Source organism: Bradyrhizobium sp. Mp19, from assembly GCF_029952935.1.
Lineage (GTDB): Bacteria > Pseudomonadota > Alphaproteobacteria > Rhizobiales > Xanthobacteraceae > Bradyrhizobium > Bradyrhizobium elkanii.
The window spans coordinates 44979-62003 of sequence record NZ_JASAUT010000032.1 but is presented as its reverse complement, the minus strand read 5'-3'; the positions used below and the strand labels follow the sequence as shown (position 1 = coordinate 62003).

Annotated in this window: 10 protein-coding genes; 3 read left to right on the top strand and 7 right to left on the bottom strand. The window is 65.1% G+C overall.

Features of this window, described 5'->3' with window-relative positions; all coding sequences use genetic code 11:
- Positions 1-79: 79 nt before the first annotated feature.
- Positions 80-322 (top strand): DUF6496 domain-containing protein, encoded by a 243-nt coding sequence (locus QJT82_RS28990; RefSeq protein WP_018273106.1) that lies wholly within the window; start codon positions 80-82, stop codon positions 320-322.
- 112 nt (positions 323-434) lie between these two features.
- On the opposite strand, the gene QJT82_RS28985 is transcribed toward QJT82_RS28990, so the two are convergent.
- Positions 435-1322: a Ku protein gene (locus tag QJT82_RS28985; RefSeq protein WP_028342450.1), complete on the bottom strand. Its 888-nt coding sequence runs from the start codon at positions 1320-1322 to the stop codon at positions 435-437.
- Positions 1323-1438: 116 nt separating this feature from the next.
- Between QJT82_RS28985 and ligD the strand changes: the two genes are divergently transcribed.
- Complete coding sequence (gene ligD, locus QJT82_RS28980; RefSeq protein WP_051447981.1) at positions 1439-4081, top strand: DNA ligase D; 2643 nt, start codon at positions 1439-1441, stop codon at positions 4079-4081.
- Between the two features lie 79 nt (positions 4082-4160).
- Here the strand turns inward: ligD and QJT82_RS28975 are convergent, their stop codons facing one another.
- Positions 4161-4325 carry a DUF3309 family protein gene (locus QJT82_RS28975; RefSeq protein WP_076823921.1) on the bottom strand — a complete coding sequence of 55 codons (165 nt, stop codon included), beginning with the start codon at positions 4323-4325 and terminating at the stop codon, positions 4161-4163.
- Between the two features lie 168 nt (positions 4326-4493).
- Between QJT82_RS28975 and QJT82_RS28970 the strand changes: the two genes are divergently transcribed.
- Positions 4494-4802: a polyhydroxyalkanoic acid system family protein gene (locus QJT82_RS28970; protein WP_016846775.1), complete on the top strand. Its 309-nt coding sequence runs from the start codon at positions 4494-4496 to the stop codon at positions 4800-4802.
- Positions 4803-4914: 112 nt separating this feature from the next.
- Here QJT82_RS28970 and treY read toward each other — a convergent pair whose 3' ends face one another.
- From treY to treS, 5 genes are read right to left on the bottom strand one after another with little or no spacing between them, the layout of a single operon-like run.
- Entirely contained in the window at positions 4915-7698 is a 2784-nt protein-coding gene (gene treY / locus QJT82_RS28965; protein WP_028342448.1) for a malto-oligosyltrehalose synthase, read from the bottom strand.
- 4 nt (positions 7699-7702) lie between these two features.
- Entirely contained in the window at positions 7703-9496 is a 1794-nt protein-coding gene (gene treZ, locus QJT82_RS28960) for a malto-oligosyltrehalose trehalohydrolase (RefSeq protein ID WP_028342447.1), read from the bottom strand.
- Complete coding sequence (glgX, locus tag QJT82_RS28955; protein WP_028342446.1) at positions 9493-11565, bottom strand: glycogen debranching protein GlgX; 2073 nt, start codon at positions 11563-11565, stop codon at positions 9493-9495. The genes treZ and glgX overlap by 4 nt, the downstream gene beginning before the upstream one ends.
- A gap of 3 nt (positions 11566-11568) precedes the next feature.
- Complete coding sequence (glgB, locus tag QJT82_RS28950) at positions 11569-13716, bottom strand: 1,4-alpha-glucan branching protein GlgB (RefSeq protein ID WP_028342445.1); 2148 nt, start codon at positions 13714-13716, stop codon at positions 11569-11571.
- Positions 13713-17018, bottom strand: a complete 3306-nt coding sequence (gene treS / locus QJT82_RS28945) for a maltose alpha-D-glucosyltransferase (protein WP_028342444.1) — start codon at positions 17016-17018, stop codon at positions 13713-13715. Before treS ends, glgB begins: the two co-directional genes overlap by 4 nt.
- Positions 17019-17025: the final 7 nt, after the last annotated feature.

Sequence of the window (17025 nt, the reverse complement as noted above, 5' to 3'; positions counted from 1 at the left end):
GTTGGTGCCGTCGCCCGACGACACCAAACGGAACTTTCGCTGCCATCGAGGCTTGTTTTCCCTCACCGGGAGAGAACCCATGGCAAGGAAATATTCGCGGAAAGCATCGCGCGATGTCGAGCGCGCGATGAAGAAACGCAAGGCCGGCACGCTGCGCAGCGGCCGCTCCAAGAAGAAGGTGAAGAGCCGTAAGCAGGCGATCGCGATCGGGCTATCCGAGGCGCGTGCCAAGGGGCGGAAGGTGCCGAAGAAGGCGTCCAAGAAGAAGACGGCGAAGAAGCGCAAGACTGCCAAGAAGCGGAAGAGCTCGAAGAAGAAGTAGCGGACGAGTTGCATCCATCCGTCATTGCGAGGAGCGTAGCGACGAAGCAATCCATCCCTCCGCGTATGTGGAGAGATGGATTGCTTCGCTGCGCTCGCAAGGACGAGAGATCTCACCCCGCCTTGCGTCGCCGCGCGCTTGACCGGTGCGCCTTCTTGGCGGCGTGGCGATGTGCGGTCGGGCGGCGTGCGGTGGAGCGCGAGCGCCTTGCGCCGCTCTTGCCGCTCTTGAGGCTCTGCTGCAGCGCGTCCATCAGGCTCACGACGTTGCTTGGCTTCTGCTCGCGCTCGGCGGCCTTGATCGGCTTGCCGGCCGCCTTGCGGCGGACCAGGGCCTTCAGCGCGGTCTCATACTCGTCCTTGAATTTCGACGGATCGAAATGCGCAGCCTTGCTGTCGAGGATATGGCCGGCGAGCTCGATCATGTCCTTCGTGACCTTCGGGCTCTTGATGTCGTCGAAATAATCGTCGGCATCGCGCAGCTCGTAGGGGTAGCGCAAGGTGGTGCCGAGCATACCCTTGTCGAGCGGCTCGATCGCGATCACATGCTCGCGGTTGGTCAGCACGATCCGCGCCAGCGCGACGCGGTCCTGATCCTTCATGGCGTCGCGGATCACCGCGAACGCGTCGACGCCGGCCTTGCCGTCGGGCCTGATATAGTAGGGGTGGTCGAGATAGCGCTTGTCGATCTCGCCCTCGGGCACGAAGCTGTCGATGTCGATGGTATGGTTGCTCTCGATCTGGACCGCCTCGAGCTCGTCCTTCTCGATCTCGACATATTTGCCCTTGCTGACCTCGTAGCCGCGGCCCTTCTGGTCGCCCTCGACAACGTCGCCGGTCTCGGTATCGACCATCTGCTGCTTCAGCCGGTTGCCGGTCTCCCGGTTGATCATGTGGAAGCGGGTCTTCTCGACCGCGGTCGAGGCCGGGTAGAGCGCCACCGGACATGACACCAGCGAGAGCTTGAGCGTGCCTTTCCAGTAGGCGCGGGGAGCGGCCATGATCGCCTCCAAACAGCTTGAGTTTGGAACTTGAACGGATACCGTGGGTTTTGGTTCCTGATGGCCGCACGGAGGCGGCGGCCGTCGTTTGCGCCGAGGGTTTGCCGAGGTTTGTTGTGTCGCTGAGAAACCTGTCCACCTATCGCAAGAAGCGCGATTTCGAGAAGACCAGCGAGCCGTCGGGCGACGTCAAGGTCGCACCTAGCAAGCAGCGGCGCTTCGTCATCCAGAAGCACGACGCGACGCGGCTGCATTACGATCTGAGGCTCGAATTCGACGGCGTCTTCAAGTCCTGGGCGGTGACGCGCGGGCCGTCGCTCGATCCGCATGACAAGCGGCTGGCGGTCGAGGTCGAGGATCATCCGCTCGACTATGGTGATTTCGAAGGCACCATTCCCGAAGGCCAGTATGGCGGCGGCACGGTGCAGCTGTGGGATCGCGGCATCTGGGAATCGGACGATCCCGAGCGCGGCTTCAGGAAGGGCGACCTGAAGTTCACGCTTGAGGGCGACAAGCTGCACGGCAGCTGGGTACTGGTGCGGATGAAGGGCGACCGCTTCGGCGGCAAGCGCACCAACTGGCTCCTGATCAAGCACCGCGACGAATATGCCGTTGATGGCAACGGCGAGGAGATCCTCGACGAGGACCGTTCGGTCGCTTCCGGACGCTCGATGGCGCAGATCGCGGCCGGCAAGGGCCGGGCGCCGAAGCCGTTCATGCTGGCCAAGGGTAATGGCAAGGCCAAAGCTGACGCGGTCTGGCAGTCCAACCACGGCATTGCTGCGGACGCGCGCGCCAGGACCAAGGCGCCGGCGCCCAAGGAGCGGCTGAAACTGGCGCGGCAGCCGAAACCGAAGCAGGTATCGGAGATGCCCGATTTCGTCGCGCCGCAGCTCTGCGCCGCGGTCGAGTCTCCACCCAATGGCACGGGCTGGTGCCACGAGATCAAGTTCGACGGCTACCGCGTGCAGTTGTGCGTCGAAGACGGCGAGGCCGTGCTGAAGACGCGCAAGGGGCTCGACTGGTCCGCCAAGTTCGGCGCGATCGTGAAGGAGGCGGAGAAGCTGCCCGACGCGCTGATCGATGGCGAGATCGTCGCGCTCGACAAGAACGGCACGCCGCATTTTTCGACGCTGCAGGCCGCGCTCTCCGACGGCAAGACGGATCGGCTGATCTTCTACGCGTTCGACCTGCTGTTCGCCGGCACCGAGGACCTGCGCCCGCTGCCGCTCGCCGAGCGCAAGACGCGGCTGAAGCAATTGCTCGCGGCACGCAAGGGCAAGAACCTCCTGATCCGCTATGTCGAACATTTCGAGGAGCGCGGCGAGGCGGTGCTGGAATCCGCGCGCAAGCTCGGCCTCGAAGGTATCGTCTCCAAGCGGCTCGACGGTGCCTACCGTTCCGGCCGCTCCGACGACTGGACCAAGGCAAAAATCCGCGCCGGCCACGAGGTGGTGCTCGGCGGCTGGAAGACCACCGACGGCAAATTCCGCTCGCTGATGGCGGGCGTTTATCGCGGCGATCATCTGGCGTTTGTCGGCATCGTCGGCACCGGCTTCGGCCAGGACACGGTCCGCCGCATCATGCCGGCGCTGAAAGCGGCGGAGGCGGACAAGAGCCCGTTCGGCGGCAAGGACGCGCCGAAGAAGACCCGCGACGTGCACTGGCTGAAGCCGGAGCTGGTCGCCGAGATCGAGTTCGCCGGCTGGACCGACGCCGGCAATATCCGCCAGGCCGCCTTCAAGGGCCTGCGCCAGGACAAGCCGGCGCACCAGGTCGAGGCCGAACGGCCGGTTGTAACCAAAGTGGTGAAGCCGATGGCCAAGGGCGTGGCGAAGAAGGGCACCGGGAAGGCGTCCAGCGAGGTGATGGGGGTCGTCATCTCGCATCCGGACAAGGCGCTGTGGCCTGATGCGGGCGATGGCGAGCCGGTCACCAAGCGCGACCTCGCCAACTATTTCGCGGCGGTCGGCGAATGGATGATCTCCTATCTCAAGGGCCGGCCGTGCTCGATCGTGCGTGCGCCCGACGGCATCAAGGGCGAGACCTTCTTCCAGCGTCATGCGATGGCCGGCACATCAAAACTGCTCAAGCTTGCGAAGGTCTCGGGTGACCGCAAACCCTATCTGCAGATCGACCGGATCGAGGGCCTGGCGGCGGTCGCGCAGGCCGGCGGCCTCGAGCTGCATCCCTGGAATTGCGCGCCCGATGCCTATGACACGCCGGGCCGGCTTGTGTTTGATCTCGATCCCGCGCCCGATGTCGCATTCACCGACGTGATCGATGCCGCCAAGGACATGCGGCAACGGCTGACCGCGGTCGGTCTCGAAAGCTTCTGCAAGACCACCGGCGGCAAGGGGCTGCACGTCGTCACACCGCTGCTCGCTGGCAGCAGGGACAAGGTGACGTGGAAGGAGGCCAAGGCGTTCGCGCAGGCGGTCTGCCAGTGGATGGCGCAGGACGATCCCGAGCGCTATCTGATCAACATGTCCAAGGCCAAGCGCACGGGAAAGATCTTCCTCGACTATTTGCGCAACGACAGGATGTCGACGGCGGTCGCGGTGTTGTCGCCGCGGGCGCGTCCGGGGGCGACGGTTTCGATGCCGTTGACCTGGCCGCAGCTGCGCGGTGATCTCGATCCGAAGAAATTCACGCTACGCGCCGTGCCGGCCTTGCTCGCGAAGACGAAGGCCTGGGATGGCTACGAGGACGCGGCCTCGTCGATCAAGTCGGCGATGAAGAAGCTTGCGACGCAGTAAGCGCCGTCCAACGAAGCATCACCCGCTTTCGCGGGTGATGCTGGTCGTCGATATCGGCAGGACGCAACGCCGCCACGCGCTACAGTCGTCCCATCAGGAGCAGGATCAGCAGAATCACGACGACGAGGCCGAGCCCGCCGCCGCCGTAATAGCCGGTGCCGTAAAACGGTCCGCCGCCGATGCCACTGAAGCCGCCAAGCAGCGCAATGACCAGGATGATGAGAATGATCGTTCCAATTGACATCTAGCGTCTCCTCAGCCCCGCGGGCTCGTCTCGTTTCTGCCCTTCGGGAAGGAAAACAACCCGTAACTGTGAAGGTTCCGGAGTTGGCGGCGCGATAAAACTGTGTGGTTCTTCCGTTTGCCTTGGAACAGAACTACATCAACGAAATCCACGGAGGAGTGCATCGCAATGTCGGCGCCGCTGATCGTTTCGATACCCCATAGCCTCGGCCGCGACGAGGCGATGCGCCGCTTGAAAACGGGCCTGTCGCGCGCGACGGCGAACCTGCCGGTGCTGAGCGTCGACGAGGAGCGCTGGGACGACAACCGGATGAGCTTTCGCGTCCGGGCGCTGGGGCAGGTCGCGGCCGGGCATGTCGATGTCGAGGATGCCCATGTGCGGGTCGAAGTGACGCTGCCGTGGCTGCTGCAACGGTTCGCCGAGGTCGCGCAGGTGGCGATCCAGAAGCGCGGGAAATTGCTGCTGACCAAGCGCTGACGCATCAAACTAGAGCGTTTTCGAGCGAAGTGGACACCGGTTCGCGTGAAGAAAACGCGACAAAACAAGAATCTAGAGCTTCGGTTCTGATTCAATCAGAACCGAAAATGCTCTAGGCGTGTGAGCGCGCTCGCCTCGAGGTTGGTTTCGACGCCGTTGCGGCCTTGGCCTTTAGCACCGCGACCGGAAGATTGGCGAACAGCGCCGAGAGCTGAATCCTGGTTGCTCCATCCCTGAGTGCATATCCAGCCGCGTCGATTTCACCCTCAAAAGTTTCGGGGCGCGGCCAGCTGCGCCCGCCCTGCGTGAACGGGGCGAATGATCTTGCCACCGCAACGATGGCCGCCTCGCGGCCATGGCGCCGCGCGAAGGCAATGACGTGATCGCGGTGCGGGCCGCTGACCGCGAGCGGCACGTAGTCGCCGCTGGTGAACACATCGGCCATCTCGTTGCGGAGCCGCAGCAGATGCCGCGTCCATGCGAATTTGAGACGGCCGTCGCGCCAGTCTTGCGCCAGCGCATCCCAATCCGGCGTCTCCAGTGCGGCGAGCATTCCTGTCCGTTCGGCAAAGTCGACCGGGCGGCGGTTGTCCGGATCGACCAGCGAAAGATCCCAGCTTTCGGTGCCCTGGTAGAAGTCCGGCACGCCCGGCATGGTTGCCTTCAGCGTGATCTGGCTGAGCGAATTCAGCGCGCCGATCAACGCCGTGCGCTGCGCCAGCGTCCCCAGCGCATCGAGGAATTCCGGCGAGGTCTTGCGATCGAGGATCCGCTCGATAAAGGCTTTCACGCCGGCCTCGTAAGGCTGGTGCGGATTGAGCCAGCTTGTTTCCTGCTTGCCCTCGCGCGCTGCCTTCAGCGCGTAGGCCTGGATGCGGGCGACGAGCGAGGCATCGTCGGGATCCCAGGCGCCGAGCAGGGCCTGATACAGCATGTATTCGAACGTCGCCGATGGCGCGCGCATCTTGCCGTCGAGCACGAGATGCGGCGCATTCAGCACCTTCCAGCGCGCCACCGCGCTGGTCCATTCGCCGGGGATTTCCGCAAGCGCCATGATGCGGGCGCGGGCGTCCTCGCCGCGCTTGGTGTCGTGGGTCGCGGTCGCCGACATGCCGTGCGGCCATTCGCGGGTGCGGGCCTGCATCATGGCGTGGAAGGCCTCGGGTGCGATCGCGCTCGCCGCCGGATCGCCGCCAACCTCGTTGAGCGCCAGCAGCCGGTGATAGCGATAGAAGGCGGTATCCTCCAGCGACTTCGCCATCATCGGTCCGGTGAATTGCTGCACCTTCAGCGCGAAGCGCCGGACCCGCGGCGCGCCATGCGGCGGCCGGCCGGGCTGCAACAAGTCCATGGTCAAGGCGTCGCGCAGGAAATCGAAGATGCCTTCGTCGGCGGCGAACCAGTCGGCGCGGGCGCGCTCGATGGTCTCGCGGATCAGTGCGCGGTCATGCGCGGCTGGTCCCGAGGCGGTGAGATAGGTGCGATAGACCGGAAAGTGCAGCACATAGAGCTCGAGCGCCTGCCGCAGACTGTCGCCGGAGAAGTCGCGGGTCGAGTAGTGTCCGCTGGCAATGCGCGCGAGCAGCCGCGCCAGCACGGTAAATTCGCTGGTGAGCAGCGTCTCCAGCACGCGCTGCTTGGCCTCGCGCAACACCGGCGTCAGGTTCGGCGACTGGTTGCTGATCTGGCGCCAGATCTCGTTGAGCGGATCGAGGCCGCGACCGTCGACCAGTGCCTGGCTGATCGTGTTCATCCATTCATAGCCGGTGGTGCCGTGAACGCCGCTGAATCTCGGCAGCTTCTCGTCCTCGCCGAGGATCTTCTCGATCACCATGTAGAACGGTCTGGCTTTCGCGCCCTGCGCGGAGCGGATCAGGCGGCGCAGCCGCTGGAAGTACTGCGCGGGATCGCGCAGGCCGTCGATATGGTCGAGCCGCAAGCCCTGCAGCCGGTCCTCGGCGATCAGCCGCTTCACAAGGCTATGGCTCGCCTCGAAGGTGGCGGCGTCCTCGACCCTGAGGCCTGCCAGCGTGTTGACGTCGAAGAAGCGGCGATAGTTGATGTCGCTGGACGCCAGCCGCCAGTGGCCGAGCTTGTAGTGCTGGCGTTCCAGCAGATGATGCAGCGCCAGCGTCTGGGTCGGGCGGTCCTCGCCGGTGCGATAGGCATCGAGCCCGCGCCCGATGATGTCGGCGCCGCCCTCGATCGCCTTGATCGCAGCCTTCAGCGCCGGCGCCTCGACGCGATTGGGATGACGCAACCCCCGGTATTGCGCGGCGAGCTCGAGCATCGCGCGTCCGGCGGCGCTCTGTTCGGCAGCGGCCTCGCGGACGACGGTGCGCAGCACCTCGCCATAGCGCTCCGGCGCGATCGGCAGGCGGTGCTCGAAATACCAGGCCGAGAAGCTGCCTTCGTTCGCGTCATAGCGCAGCTCGATGTCGCCGCGCTCCAGTGCCTGGCCATAGGACGAGCCGAGGATCGGCAGCAGCACGCCGCCGCGCGCACGATAGGGCAACTGGTCCCAGTCGATGTCGAAGGAGACCGCGTGCGGCGACACCGGTCCCCATTCCAGCACGTCGAGCCACCATGGATTGTCGGCGAAGTGAACGCCGACATGGTTCGGTACGAAATCCAGGATCAGGCCGAGATCATGGCGCTTCAATGCGTCGCTCAGCCGCGCAAAGCCCGCTTCGCCCCCGAGCTCCGGGTTGAATTTGGTGTGGTCGACGACGTCATAGCCGTGGGTCGAGCCCTTGCGCGCCTTCATGAAGGGCGACGCATAGACATGGCTGATGCCGAGCGCCTTCAGATACGGCGCCACGCCGGCGGCGGCATCGAAGTCGAAATCGGCAGTGAGTTGCAGACGGTAGGTCGCGATCGGGATCGCCGGAGGCATTGTGCTATCCGATGTGCCAGCGCACCGCCCAGCCGGGGAGGTCGCTCGACAACGCGCCGCCCCAGATCGCAGTTCCCTTCGGCTCCGGTCCATCGGGGATATCGCGATCGGACAAATTGGCGGTCAGCCGCAGCGTGCCGCCGTCGCCCATCTGCCAATGCGCCGTCAACAGGTCGCCGGCCACGGTGGCGTCGCCGAAGCGGCACCCTCTGAGCCGGGGCATGATCTCCTGCCGGCGCACGGCGAGCAGGTCGCGCACCAGCGCAAGCCGTGCGCGCGCCGGATCATGGCCGAGCGCTGCCCAGTCGAGCACGGCCGAACGCACCGTCGCCTCGGCGAGCGGGTCGGGAATGTCGTCGCCATATTTGGCATAGGCCCAGGCGAATTCCTTGCGCCGGCCGGCGCGGACGGCATTGGCGAGGTCGCCCTTGAAATCGCAGAAGAACGGGAAGGGCGTCGTCGCGCCCCATTCCTCGCCCATGAACAGCATCGGCGTCGTCGGCGCGATCAGCGTCACCGCCTGCGCCGCCGCGACCGCCTCCGGCCGGGCAATGCTGACGAGACGATCGCCGAGCGGCCGGTTGCCGATCTGGTCGTGGTTCTGCAGGAAGTTGATGAAGCAGGTCGGCGATAGCATGCCGCTCGGTTCGCCGCGGGCCTTGCCGCCCCAGAACTCCGAGACTTCACCCTGGTATATGTAGCCGGACGACAGCGCGCGTGCGAGGTCCTGCTTCGGCGTCCGGTAGTCGCCATAGTAGCCCTGCGTCTCGCCGGTCAGCAGCACGTGCCAGGCGTGATGATAGTCGTCGTTCCACTGGCCGCGGAATTTGCCGTGCGGCGGATCCTCGGCGGCATCGAGCAGGCTTGCAATGTTGTCGCCGTTTTCGAGCACGAGGTTGATGTAGCGGCCGGTCTGGGTGGCGAGCTTGCCGGCGGCCTTGCTGAAGTCATGGATAACGGCGATCTCGCCGGCTTCGACGATGGTGTTGACCGCATCGAACCGCAGCCCGTCGAAGCGATAGTCGCGCAGCCAGCTCATCACGCTGCCGATCGCAAACGCACGCACCTCGGGCACGCGATAGTCGATCGCGCTGCCCCACGGAGTATGCGCGTCACTGAAGAAGGCGGGCGCATAGCGGCCGAGATAATTCCCTTCGGGGCCGAAATGGTTATAGACCACGTCGAGCATCACCATCAGCCCGCGCAGATGCGCTTCGTCGATCAGGGTCTTGAGGTCGTCGGGACGGCCATAGGCGCTGTCGGGCGCGTACCACAGCACCCCGTCATAGCCCCAGTTGCGCTTCCCGGCGAAATCCGCCAGCGGCATCAGCTCGAGCGCGGTGATGCCGGTCGCGACCAGATGATCGAGCTTGTCGATCATGGCGCGATAGGTGCCCTCTCGGGTGAAGGTACCGACATGGGCCTCGAGGACGACGGCCTCGTGCCAGGGACGTCCGCGCCAGTCAGTCGCGCGCCATTTGAAGGCCGCGTGGTCGATCACTTCGCTCGGGCCGAACACGTCGTCCGGCTGAAACGCGGAGGCGGGATCCGGCACATCGACCTCGTCATCGATGCGGAATCTATAGCGCGTGCCGGCGCGCGCGCCCGGGATCTCGGCGACGTACCAGCCGGCTGCATCGCGCGTGAGCGCATGCGCATCCCGGCTCCGCGTATGCGCATCGCGGCTTCGCGCATGCGGCTGGTCGATCAAGAGGTCGACGCGCTTGGCCGCCGGCGCCCACAGCCGGAAGCGCGTGCTGTCAGGTGTCAGCTCGGCGCCGAAATGCTGTCTATTCATGTGGAGCCTGCAAATGCCAGCACCGAGCGCGGGGGTGCCTTGGTATCGGCGCCGGATGCGAATTGCTCAGCCGTTTGCTCGGCCTTGGTTGTGTTCAGGACCTGCAGCCAGTTCCTGTATTCCGCCATCCTCGGCATCCTGAACACGATCTCCTGCGGTGCGGCATTGAGCACGATAAAGATCGGCGCCTGTCCTGGTTCCATCGGCCCCAGCACATAGGCGAGGAATCGGCTCTCCGGGAATTTCCAGTCGGATTCCTTCATCTCTTCCGCCGCGGGCGTCAGCCAGAGCACGCCGTAGCTGCCGTCGGTGCGGCGGCCGTCGAGCCAGCTCTGGCAGCGGATCTGGCCGAAGCGACGCCGCAGCGCGGTCAGGTGGCCGATGAAATCGATGGCGTCGTCGTCCGTGCCGAGGTTCTCCCAGCCGATCCAGCCGGTCTCGTTGTCCTGGCAATAGGCGTTGTTGTTGCCGTCTTGCGTGTTCGCGACCTCGTCGCCGGCGAGGATCAGCGGCGTGCCTTGCGCCAGCAGCAGGCAGGCCAGCGCATTCTTCCTGAGCTGGCGGCGCAGCGCGATGATGGCAGGATCGTCGGTCGGGCCCTCATGGCCGCAATTGTTGCTGTGATTGTCGTTGGAGCCGTCGCGATTGTCCTCGCCGTTGGCCTCGTTGTGCTTCTCGTTGTAGCTGAAGAGATCGGCGAGGGTGAAGCCGTCATGCACCGTGATGTGGTTGACGCTGGCGCGGGTCGCGCGGTTGTCGTGGTGAAACAGATCCGAGGACGCGGTCATGCGGCCCGAAATATCGCCGATCAGGCTGCCTTCGCCGCTCCAGTAGCGCCGCATCGCGCTGCGATAGCGGTCATTCCATTCCGACCATTGCGATGGAAACGCACCGACCTGGTAGCCGCCGAGACCGAGGTCCCAGGGCTCGGCGACCATCTTGGCGGTTGCCAGCACCGGGTCCTGGCGGATCGCGGTGAGGAACGGGTGGTTGCGATCGAACCCATTCGGCCCGCGCGCCAGGGTCGTGGCGAGATCGAAGCGGAAGCCGTCGACATGGCAGACCTCGACCCAGTAGCGCAGCGAATCCATCACCATCTGCAGCACGCGCGGATGGGTGAGGTTGACCGAGCTGCCGCAGCCGGTGAAGTCGTCGTAGAAGCGCGGGTTCTCGCGATTCAGCCAGTAATAGGAGGCGTTGTCGATGCCGCGGAAGCACAGCGTCGGGCCCATATGGTTGCCCTCGGCGGTGTGGTTGTAGACGACGTCGAGCAGCACCTCGATGCCGGCATCGTGCAGCCGCGCCACCGTGGTGCGGAACGAGTCGAGCGCATTGTCCTGGGCGTAGCGTGCCTCCGGCGCGAAGAAGGCGATGGTGTTGTAGCCCCAGTAATTCGCCAGCTTCTTCTCGACCAGGATGCGGTCATCGATCAGGCCGTGGATCGGCAACAGCTCGATGGTGGTGACGCCCAGCCGCTTGAGGTGGTCGATCATCGCCGGTGACGACAGGCCGCCATAGGTGCCACGCAGGTTCGGCGGCACGTCCTCGCGCTTCTGCGTCAGGCCCTTGACGTGGGCCTCATAGATGATGGTATCTTCCCAGGGAATGTGCGGCCGGATCTCGCGGCGGCCCCAGTTGAAGCTCTCGTCGACCACCACCGCCTTCGGCATGCCGCGGGCATTGTCGCGCCGGTCGAAGGAGAGGTCCTCGCGCGCGCTGCCGGTGCGATAGGCGAAATGCGCATCGCTCCACACCAGCCGGCCGGCGAGCCGCTTGGCGTAGGGATCGAGCAGCAGCTTGTTGGCGTTGAAGCGGTGGCCGCGCTCCGGCGCGTAGGGCCCGTAGACGCGATAGCCGTAGAGCTGGCCCGGCGAGACGTCGTTGAGGTAGCAGTGCCAGACGTCCTCGGTGCGTTCCGGCATCTCGATCCGCTCGAGCTCGCGGCGACCCTGGCCGTCGAACAGGCACAGCTCGACCTTCTCCGCATTCGCCGAGAACAGCGCAAAATTGGTGCCTCTGCCGTCCCAGCTTGCACCGAGCCGCGCGGACGTACCCCCGGTCAGTCGCATCAATCAGCTTTCCGGTACGAGGAAGATCGCAGCCAGCGGCGGAATCGTCAGGCTCAGTTCGGGCGTGGCGCCCTCCGACGCGCGGACCTCGCCGACATTGCCGACATTGGTGCCGCCGTAATGCGCGGAGTCCGAGTTGAACACCTCGTGCCACTTGCCCGCGAACGGCACCCGGACGCGATAGTTGCGGTAGACGTTGGGCGAGAAGTTCGCGACCACGAGGCAGCGTGCGCGCTCAGCATTGCCCTTGCGGATCCAGCCGAACACATTGTTATTGGCATCGTCGGTGATGACCCACTCGAAGCCGGCCTGGTCGCAGTCGAGCTCGTGCAGCGCCGGCAGCGCGCGATAAAGCTGGTTGAGGTCGCGGACCAGGTTCTGGATGCCGCTGTGCCTCGGCTGTTGCAGCAGATGCCAATCGATCGAATAGTCGTGATTCCACTCGCGCTCCTGGCCGAATTCGCAGCCCATGAACATCAGCTTCTTGCCGGGGTGACCGAACATGAAGCTGTAGTAGGCGCGCAGATTGGCAAAGCGTTGCCAGTCGTCGCCGGGCATGCGGCCGAGGATCGAACGCTTGCCGTGCACGACCTCGTCGTGGGACAGCGGCAGGATGAAATTTTCCGAGAAGGCGTAGTGCAGGCCGAACAGGATGTCGCCGTGATGGAATTTGCGGTGGATCGGATCCTTGCCGATATATTTCAGCGTGTCGTGCATCCAGCCCATGTTCCACTTGTAGCCGAAGCCGAGCCCGCCATATTCGACCGGGCGCGACACCTGCGGCCACGCCGTGGATTCCTCCGCCGCCGTGGTCGCCTGCGGGAAGTGCGCGAACAATTCGGTGTTGAAGCGGCGCAGGAAGTCGATCGCCTCGATGTTCTCCCGGCCGCCATATTTGTTCGGAATCCAGCCGCCGGCGGGACGGCTGTAGTCGAGATAGAGCATGGAGGCGACGGCATCGACGCGCAGCCCGTCAATGCCGTAGCGATCAAGCCAGAACAGCGCGTTCGACACCAGGAAGTTGGTGACCTCGGTGCGCCCGTAATTGTAGATCAGCGTGCCCCAATCGAGGTGACGGCCCTGCAGCGGATTGGCGTGCTCGTAGAGCGCGGTGCCGTCGAAACTGCCGAGCCCGTGCGGATCGTCGGGGAAATGCCCGGGTACCCAGTCGAGCAGCACGGCGAGCCCGGCGCCGTGGCAGGCGTCGATCAGCGTGGCGAAATCGTCCGGCGAGCCGAAGCGGCTGGTCGGCGCGAACATGCCGGTCGGCTGGTAGCCCCAGGAGCCGTCGAACGGATGCTCTGATATCGGCAGGAATTCGACATGGGTAAAGCCCATGTCGCTGGCATAGGCTGGCAGCTGCTCCGCCATCTCGCGATAGGTCAGCCACTCGTTGCGGCCCTTGCGCCGCCACGACCCGAGATGGACCTCGTAGATCGACATCGGCGAGTTCAGCGCATTGACGCGATCCGGCGCCGGGCGCGGATGCGGGATCCTGCGCTCGTCGATCACGATCGAGGCGGTCTTCGGGCGCACCTCGGCGGCGAACGCCAGGGGATCGGACTTCAGCGGCAGATGCTGGCCGTTGCGCCCGATGATCTCGAACTTGTAGTGGTCGCCGACCCGAGCACGCGGGATGAACAGTTCCCAGTAGCCCGGGCCGCGCACGCGCATCGGATGGCGCCGTCCGTCCCAGAAATTGAAGTCGCCGACCACGCTGACCCGCCGCGCATTCGGCGCCAGCACCACGAAGCCGATGCCGTCGACGCCGTCGAGCGTCATCGGATGCGCGCCGAGCGTATCGTAGACGCGCTGATGCGTACCCTCGCCGAGCAGATAAAGATCGAAATCGCTCAGGATCGGCGGAAAGCGGTAGGCATCCTCCAGCTCGACGACGTTGTCGCCGAAGCGGGCGCGGAGCTGGTAGCGCGTCGAGCCGTTCGGCAGGGGACCTGCGAACAGGCCGGCGTCATGGATCCGCGCCAGCGGCGCCGTCTCGCCATGCTCGCCGATCGCCTCGACATTACTGGCATCGGGCAGGAAGGCTCGCACGACGTTGCGATCGCCCTCGGGGTGAAGCCCGAGATAGTGGAAGGGGTCGGAGTGGCGGCCCTCGATGATGGCATAGGCCTCGGCGGGCAGTTTGCTCATGCAACCTCATGCGGTTGTTGCGCCAGGATCCTCAGCAGGCCGGTGAGCGGCACCCGCAGCCAATCCGGCCGGTTGGCCAGCTCATACTCGATCTCATAGAAGGCTTTCTCAAGCAGGAAAAAATTGAGCAGGCGATCGGCCGTCTTGGTGTCGGCGGGCCACAGCCGCTGGCCGGCCATCGTCTCGCGATAGGCCGCCAGCAGGGTATCCGCGGCCTGGTCGCGCCATTCGGCCAAGGCGAGGCTCAGCCGGCCGCTCTCGTCGGGGGAGACCTTGAGCGTGCGTTCCAGCGCGGCGGTCGCTGCATAGTCGATCGAACGGATCAGGCCGGCGACGTCGCGCGCCGGCGGTGCCTTGCGCCGCCGCTCGGCGATGGTGCGGCCCGGTCCGCCGTCGAAATCGATGATGAAGACGTCGTCCTTGACCACCAGCAACTGACCGAGATGCAGGTCGCCGTGATGGCGGATGTTGAAGCCGTCGGTCTCGCGCGGCAGCAGTGCCTTGAGCCGTTCCGGCAGCGTGTCGTGCTGGGCCTGCAACTGATCGGCCAGCAGCCGGTCGGCCTCCTTCAGGGAGCCGCGCCGCTGCTTTAGCGTATCGAACACGCGCTCGGCCCGCGCCATGATCTCGTCGGCCCAGCGCTGCAGGTCGTCGGGCTTGGTCGGCTCGGGCGCGAAGTCCGGCAGGTCGCGGTTGCTGGCGAGCGCGATATGCAGCTCGGCGAGCCGCTTTCCGCTATGCGACATGTGGCGCAGATAGGTCGCCTGGTCGCCGTTCTCCACGGGGTGCTCGCTCACCGTGAGCAGGCGCTGCCGTTCGACCAGGCGGTCGAGGTGTGCGCCTGCGATGGTCCAGAGGTCGCCCTGGTTGACGACCATCGTATGCAGGACGGCGATGGCACTGCGCTTGTCGCCCTCGATCAGCTCGGCGGTGCCGAGCAAGGCAGGGGTGTTCGGAAAATTGACCACTTCGGTGAGGAAGCGGCCCATCTCGATCTCCGGATTGATGCCGACCTCGAGCTTGCGGTAGATCTTGGTCACATATTCGTTGTCGACCAGCGCGGTCGAATGCGGCTGATCGTTCTCGAAGACCCGGATGCGCTCGGGCTGCCGTACCGGCCGGTCGGAGAAGCGGCTGGTCGGCCGGAATTCGAGCTTGAGGCCTTGCTCGCCTTCGTCGACCGTGAGGTTTTCCCGCAAGTTGCGCAGGAACAGGCCGGTGAAGATCTGGTCGGTGGCGACATCGAGCAATGTGCCCTCGCGCGCGCCCTGGCGCACGGCGGCGAACGCGCGCGGATTGTAGCGCTCGCGGTCGAAGCGCACCCACTCGATCTGCATCGGCAGCACGTAGCGGCTGGTGGTGCCGCGCTGCGTGGTCTCGAAGAAGGCAAGCCACGGCCGGTTGTCGCCGATGTCGCAGAACGGGATCGCGGAGACCAGCATCGGCTGGATCGCGCTGGCCGAGCGCTCCGGATACCAGCGCGTGCGGGCGAGATGACCGGGCAGCACGTCGTGCTCGAACACGCCGCGGGTGCGCGCCAGCGACATCCAGGTCGAATTCATCGGCACCACCAGCGTCTCGAATTCCGGCACCGCCCGCGGCGTCACCGGCTCGGACTTGTCGCGCTCCTGCAGCTGGAACCAGTAGAAACCGTAGGGCGCCAGCGTGATCATGTAGGGCAGCTCGCCGATCGCCGGGAAGCGCGTGCGCCCGAGCATCTCGAGCGGAATGCGGTCCTTGAAGGCGGAGAGGTCGAGCTCGGTGGCCTGCGCCGACCGCGACAGATTGGCGACGCACAGGATCGCCTCACCCTGGTACTGGCGCACATAGGCCAGCACCGAGCGGTTCTCCGGGCGGATGAAGGTCATGGTGCCGCGCCCGAAGGCAAGCGTCGATTTGCGCACCGCGATCAGCCGCTTGGTCGCCGAAAGCAGCGACGACAGGCTGCGCGACTGCGCCTCGACATTGACGGATTCATAGCCGTAGACCGGGTCCATGATCATCGGCGCGTAGAGCCGCGCCGGATCGGCGCGCGAGAAGCCGCCGTTGCGGTCCGGCGACCACTGCATCGGCGTCCGCACGCCGTTGCGGTCGCCGAGATAGATGTTGTCGCCCATGCCGATCTCGTCGCCGTAATAGATGATCGGCGTGCCCGGGAACGACAGCAGCAGCGAGTTCATCAGCTCGATCTTGCGCCGGTCGTTGTCCATAAGCGGCGCAAGGCGGCGGCGGATGCCGACATTGATGCGGGCGCGCGGGTCGTCGGCGTAGGTCGACCACAGATAGTCGCGCTCGACGTCGGTGACCATTTCCAGCGTCAGCTCGTCGTGATTACGCAGGAACAGCGCCCACTGGGCAGCGGCGGGAATGTCGGGCGTCTGCCGCAGGATGTCGGTGATCGGAAAGCGGTCTTCCTGGGCGATCGCCATGTAGATGCGTGGCATCAGCGGGAAGTGATAGGCCATGTGGCATTCGTCGCCATGGCCGAAATATTCCTGCACGTCCTCCGGCCATTGATTGGCTTCGGCCAGCAGGATCTTGCCCTTGGCATAGGCGTCGAGCTCCTGGCGCAGCCGCTTGATGATGGCATGCGTCTCCGGCAGGTTCTCGTTGTTGGTGCCGTCGCGCTCGCACAGATAGGGAATGGCGTCGAGCCGGAAGCCGTCGACGCCGGTGTCGAGCCAGCGCTTCATCACCTGCACGATGGCCCGCACTACGCGCGGATTGTCGAAATTCAGGTCCGGCTGGTGCGAGAAGAAGCGATGCCAGTAGAACTGACCGGCTTCAGGATCCCAGGTCCAGTTCGACTTCTCCGTATCCGTGAAGATGATCCTTGTATCGAGGTATTTCTGGTCGGTGTCGCTCCAGACATACCAGCTGCGCGCGCTCGAATTCGGCGGGCTGCGGCGCGCGCGCTTGAACCACGCATGCTGGTCCGAGGTGTGGTTGACGACGAGCTCGGTGATGACGCGCAGGCCGCGCCTCTTGGCCTCCTGGATGAAGCGCTTGAAGTCCTTCATCGTCCCGAAATCGGGATTGATGTCGCCATAGTCGCCGATGTCGTAGCCGTCGTCGCGGCCGGGCGAGGGATAAAACGGCAACAGCCACAGCGCGGTGACGCCGAGCTCCTGCAGATAGCCGAGTTTCTCCGTCAGCCCCGCGAAGTCGCCGATGCCGTCATTGTTGCTGTCGGCAAATGCCTTGACATGCAGCTGGTAGATGATCGCGTCCTTGTACCACAGCTGGTCCGCAGTCTCGGTTGCGACCTTCTCCTTGATGTCGACGTTGGAGAATACGTTCATGACGGCT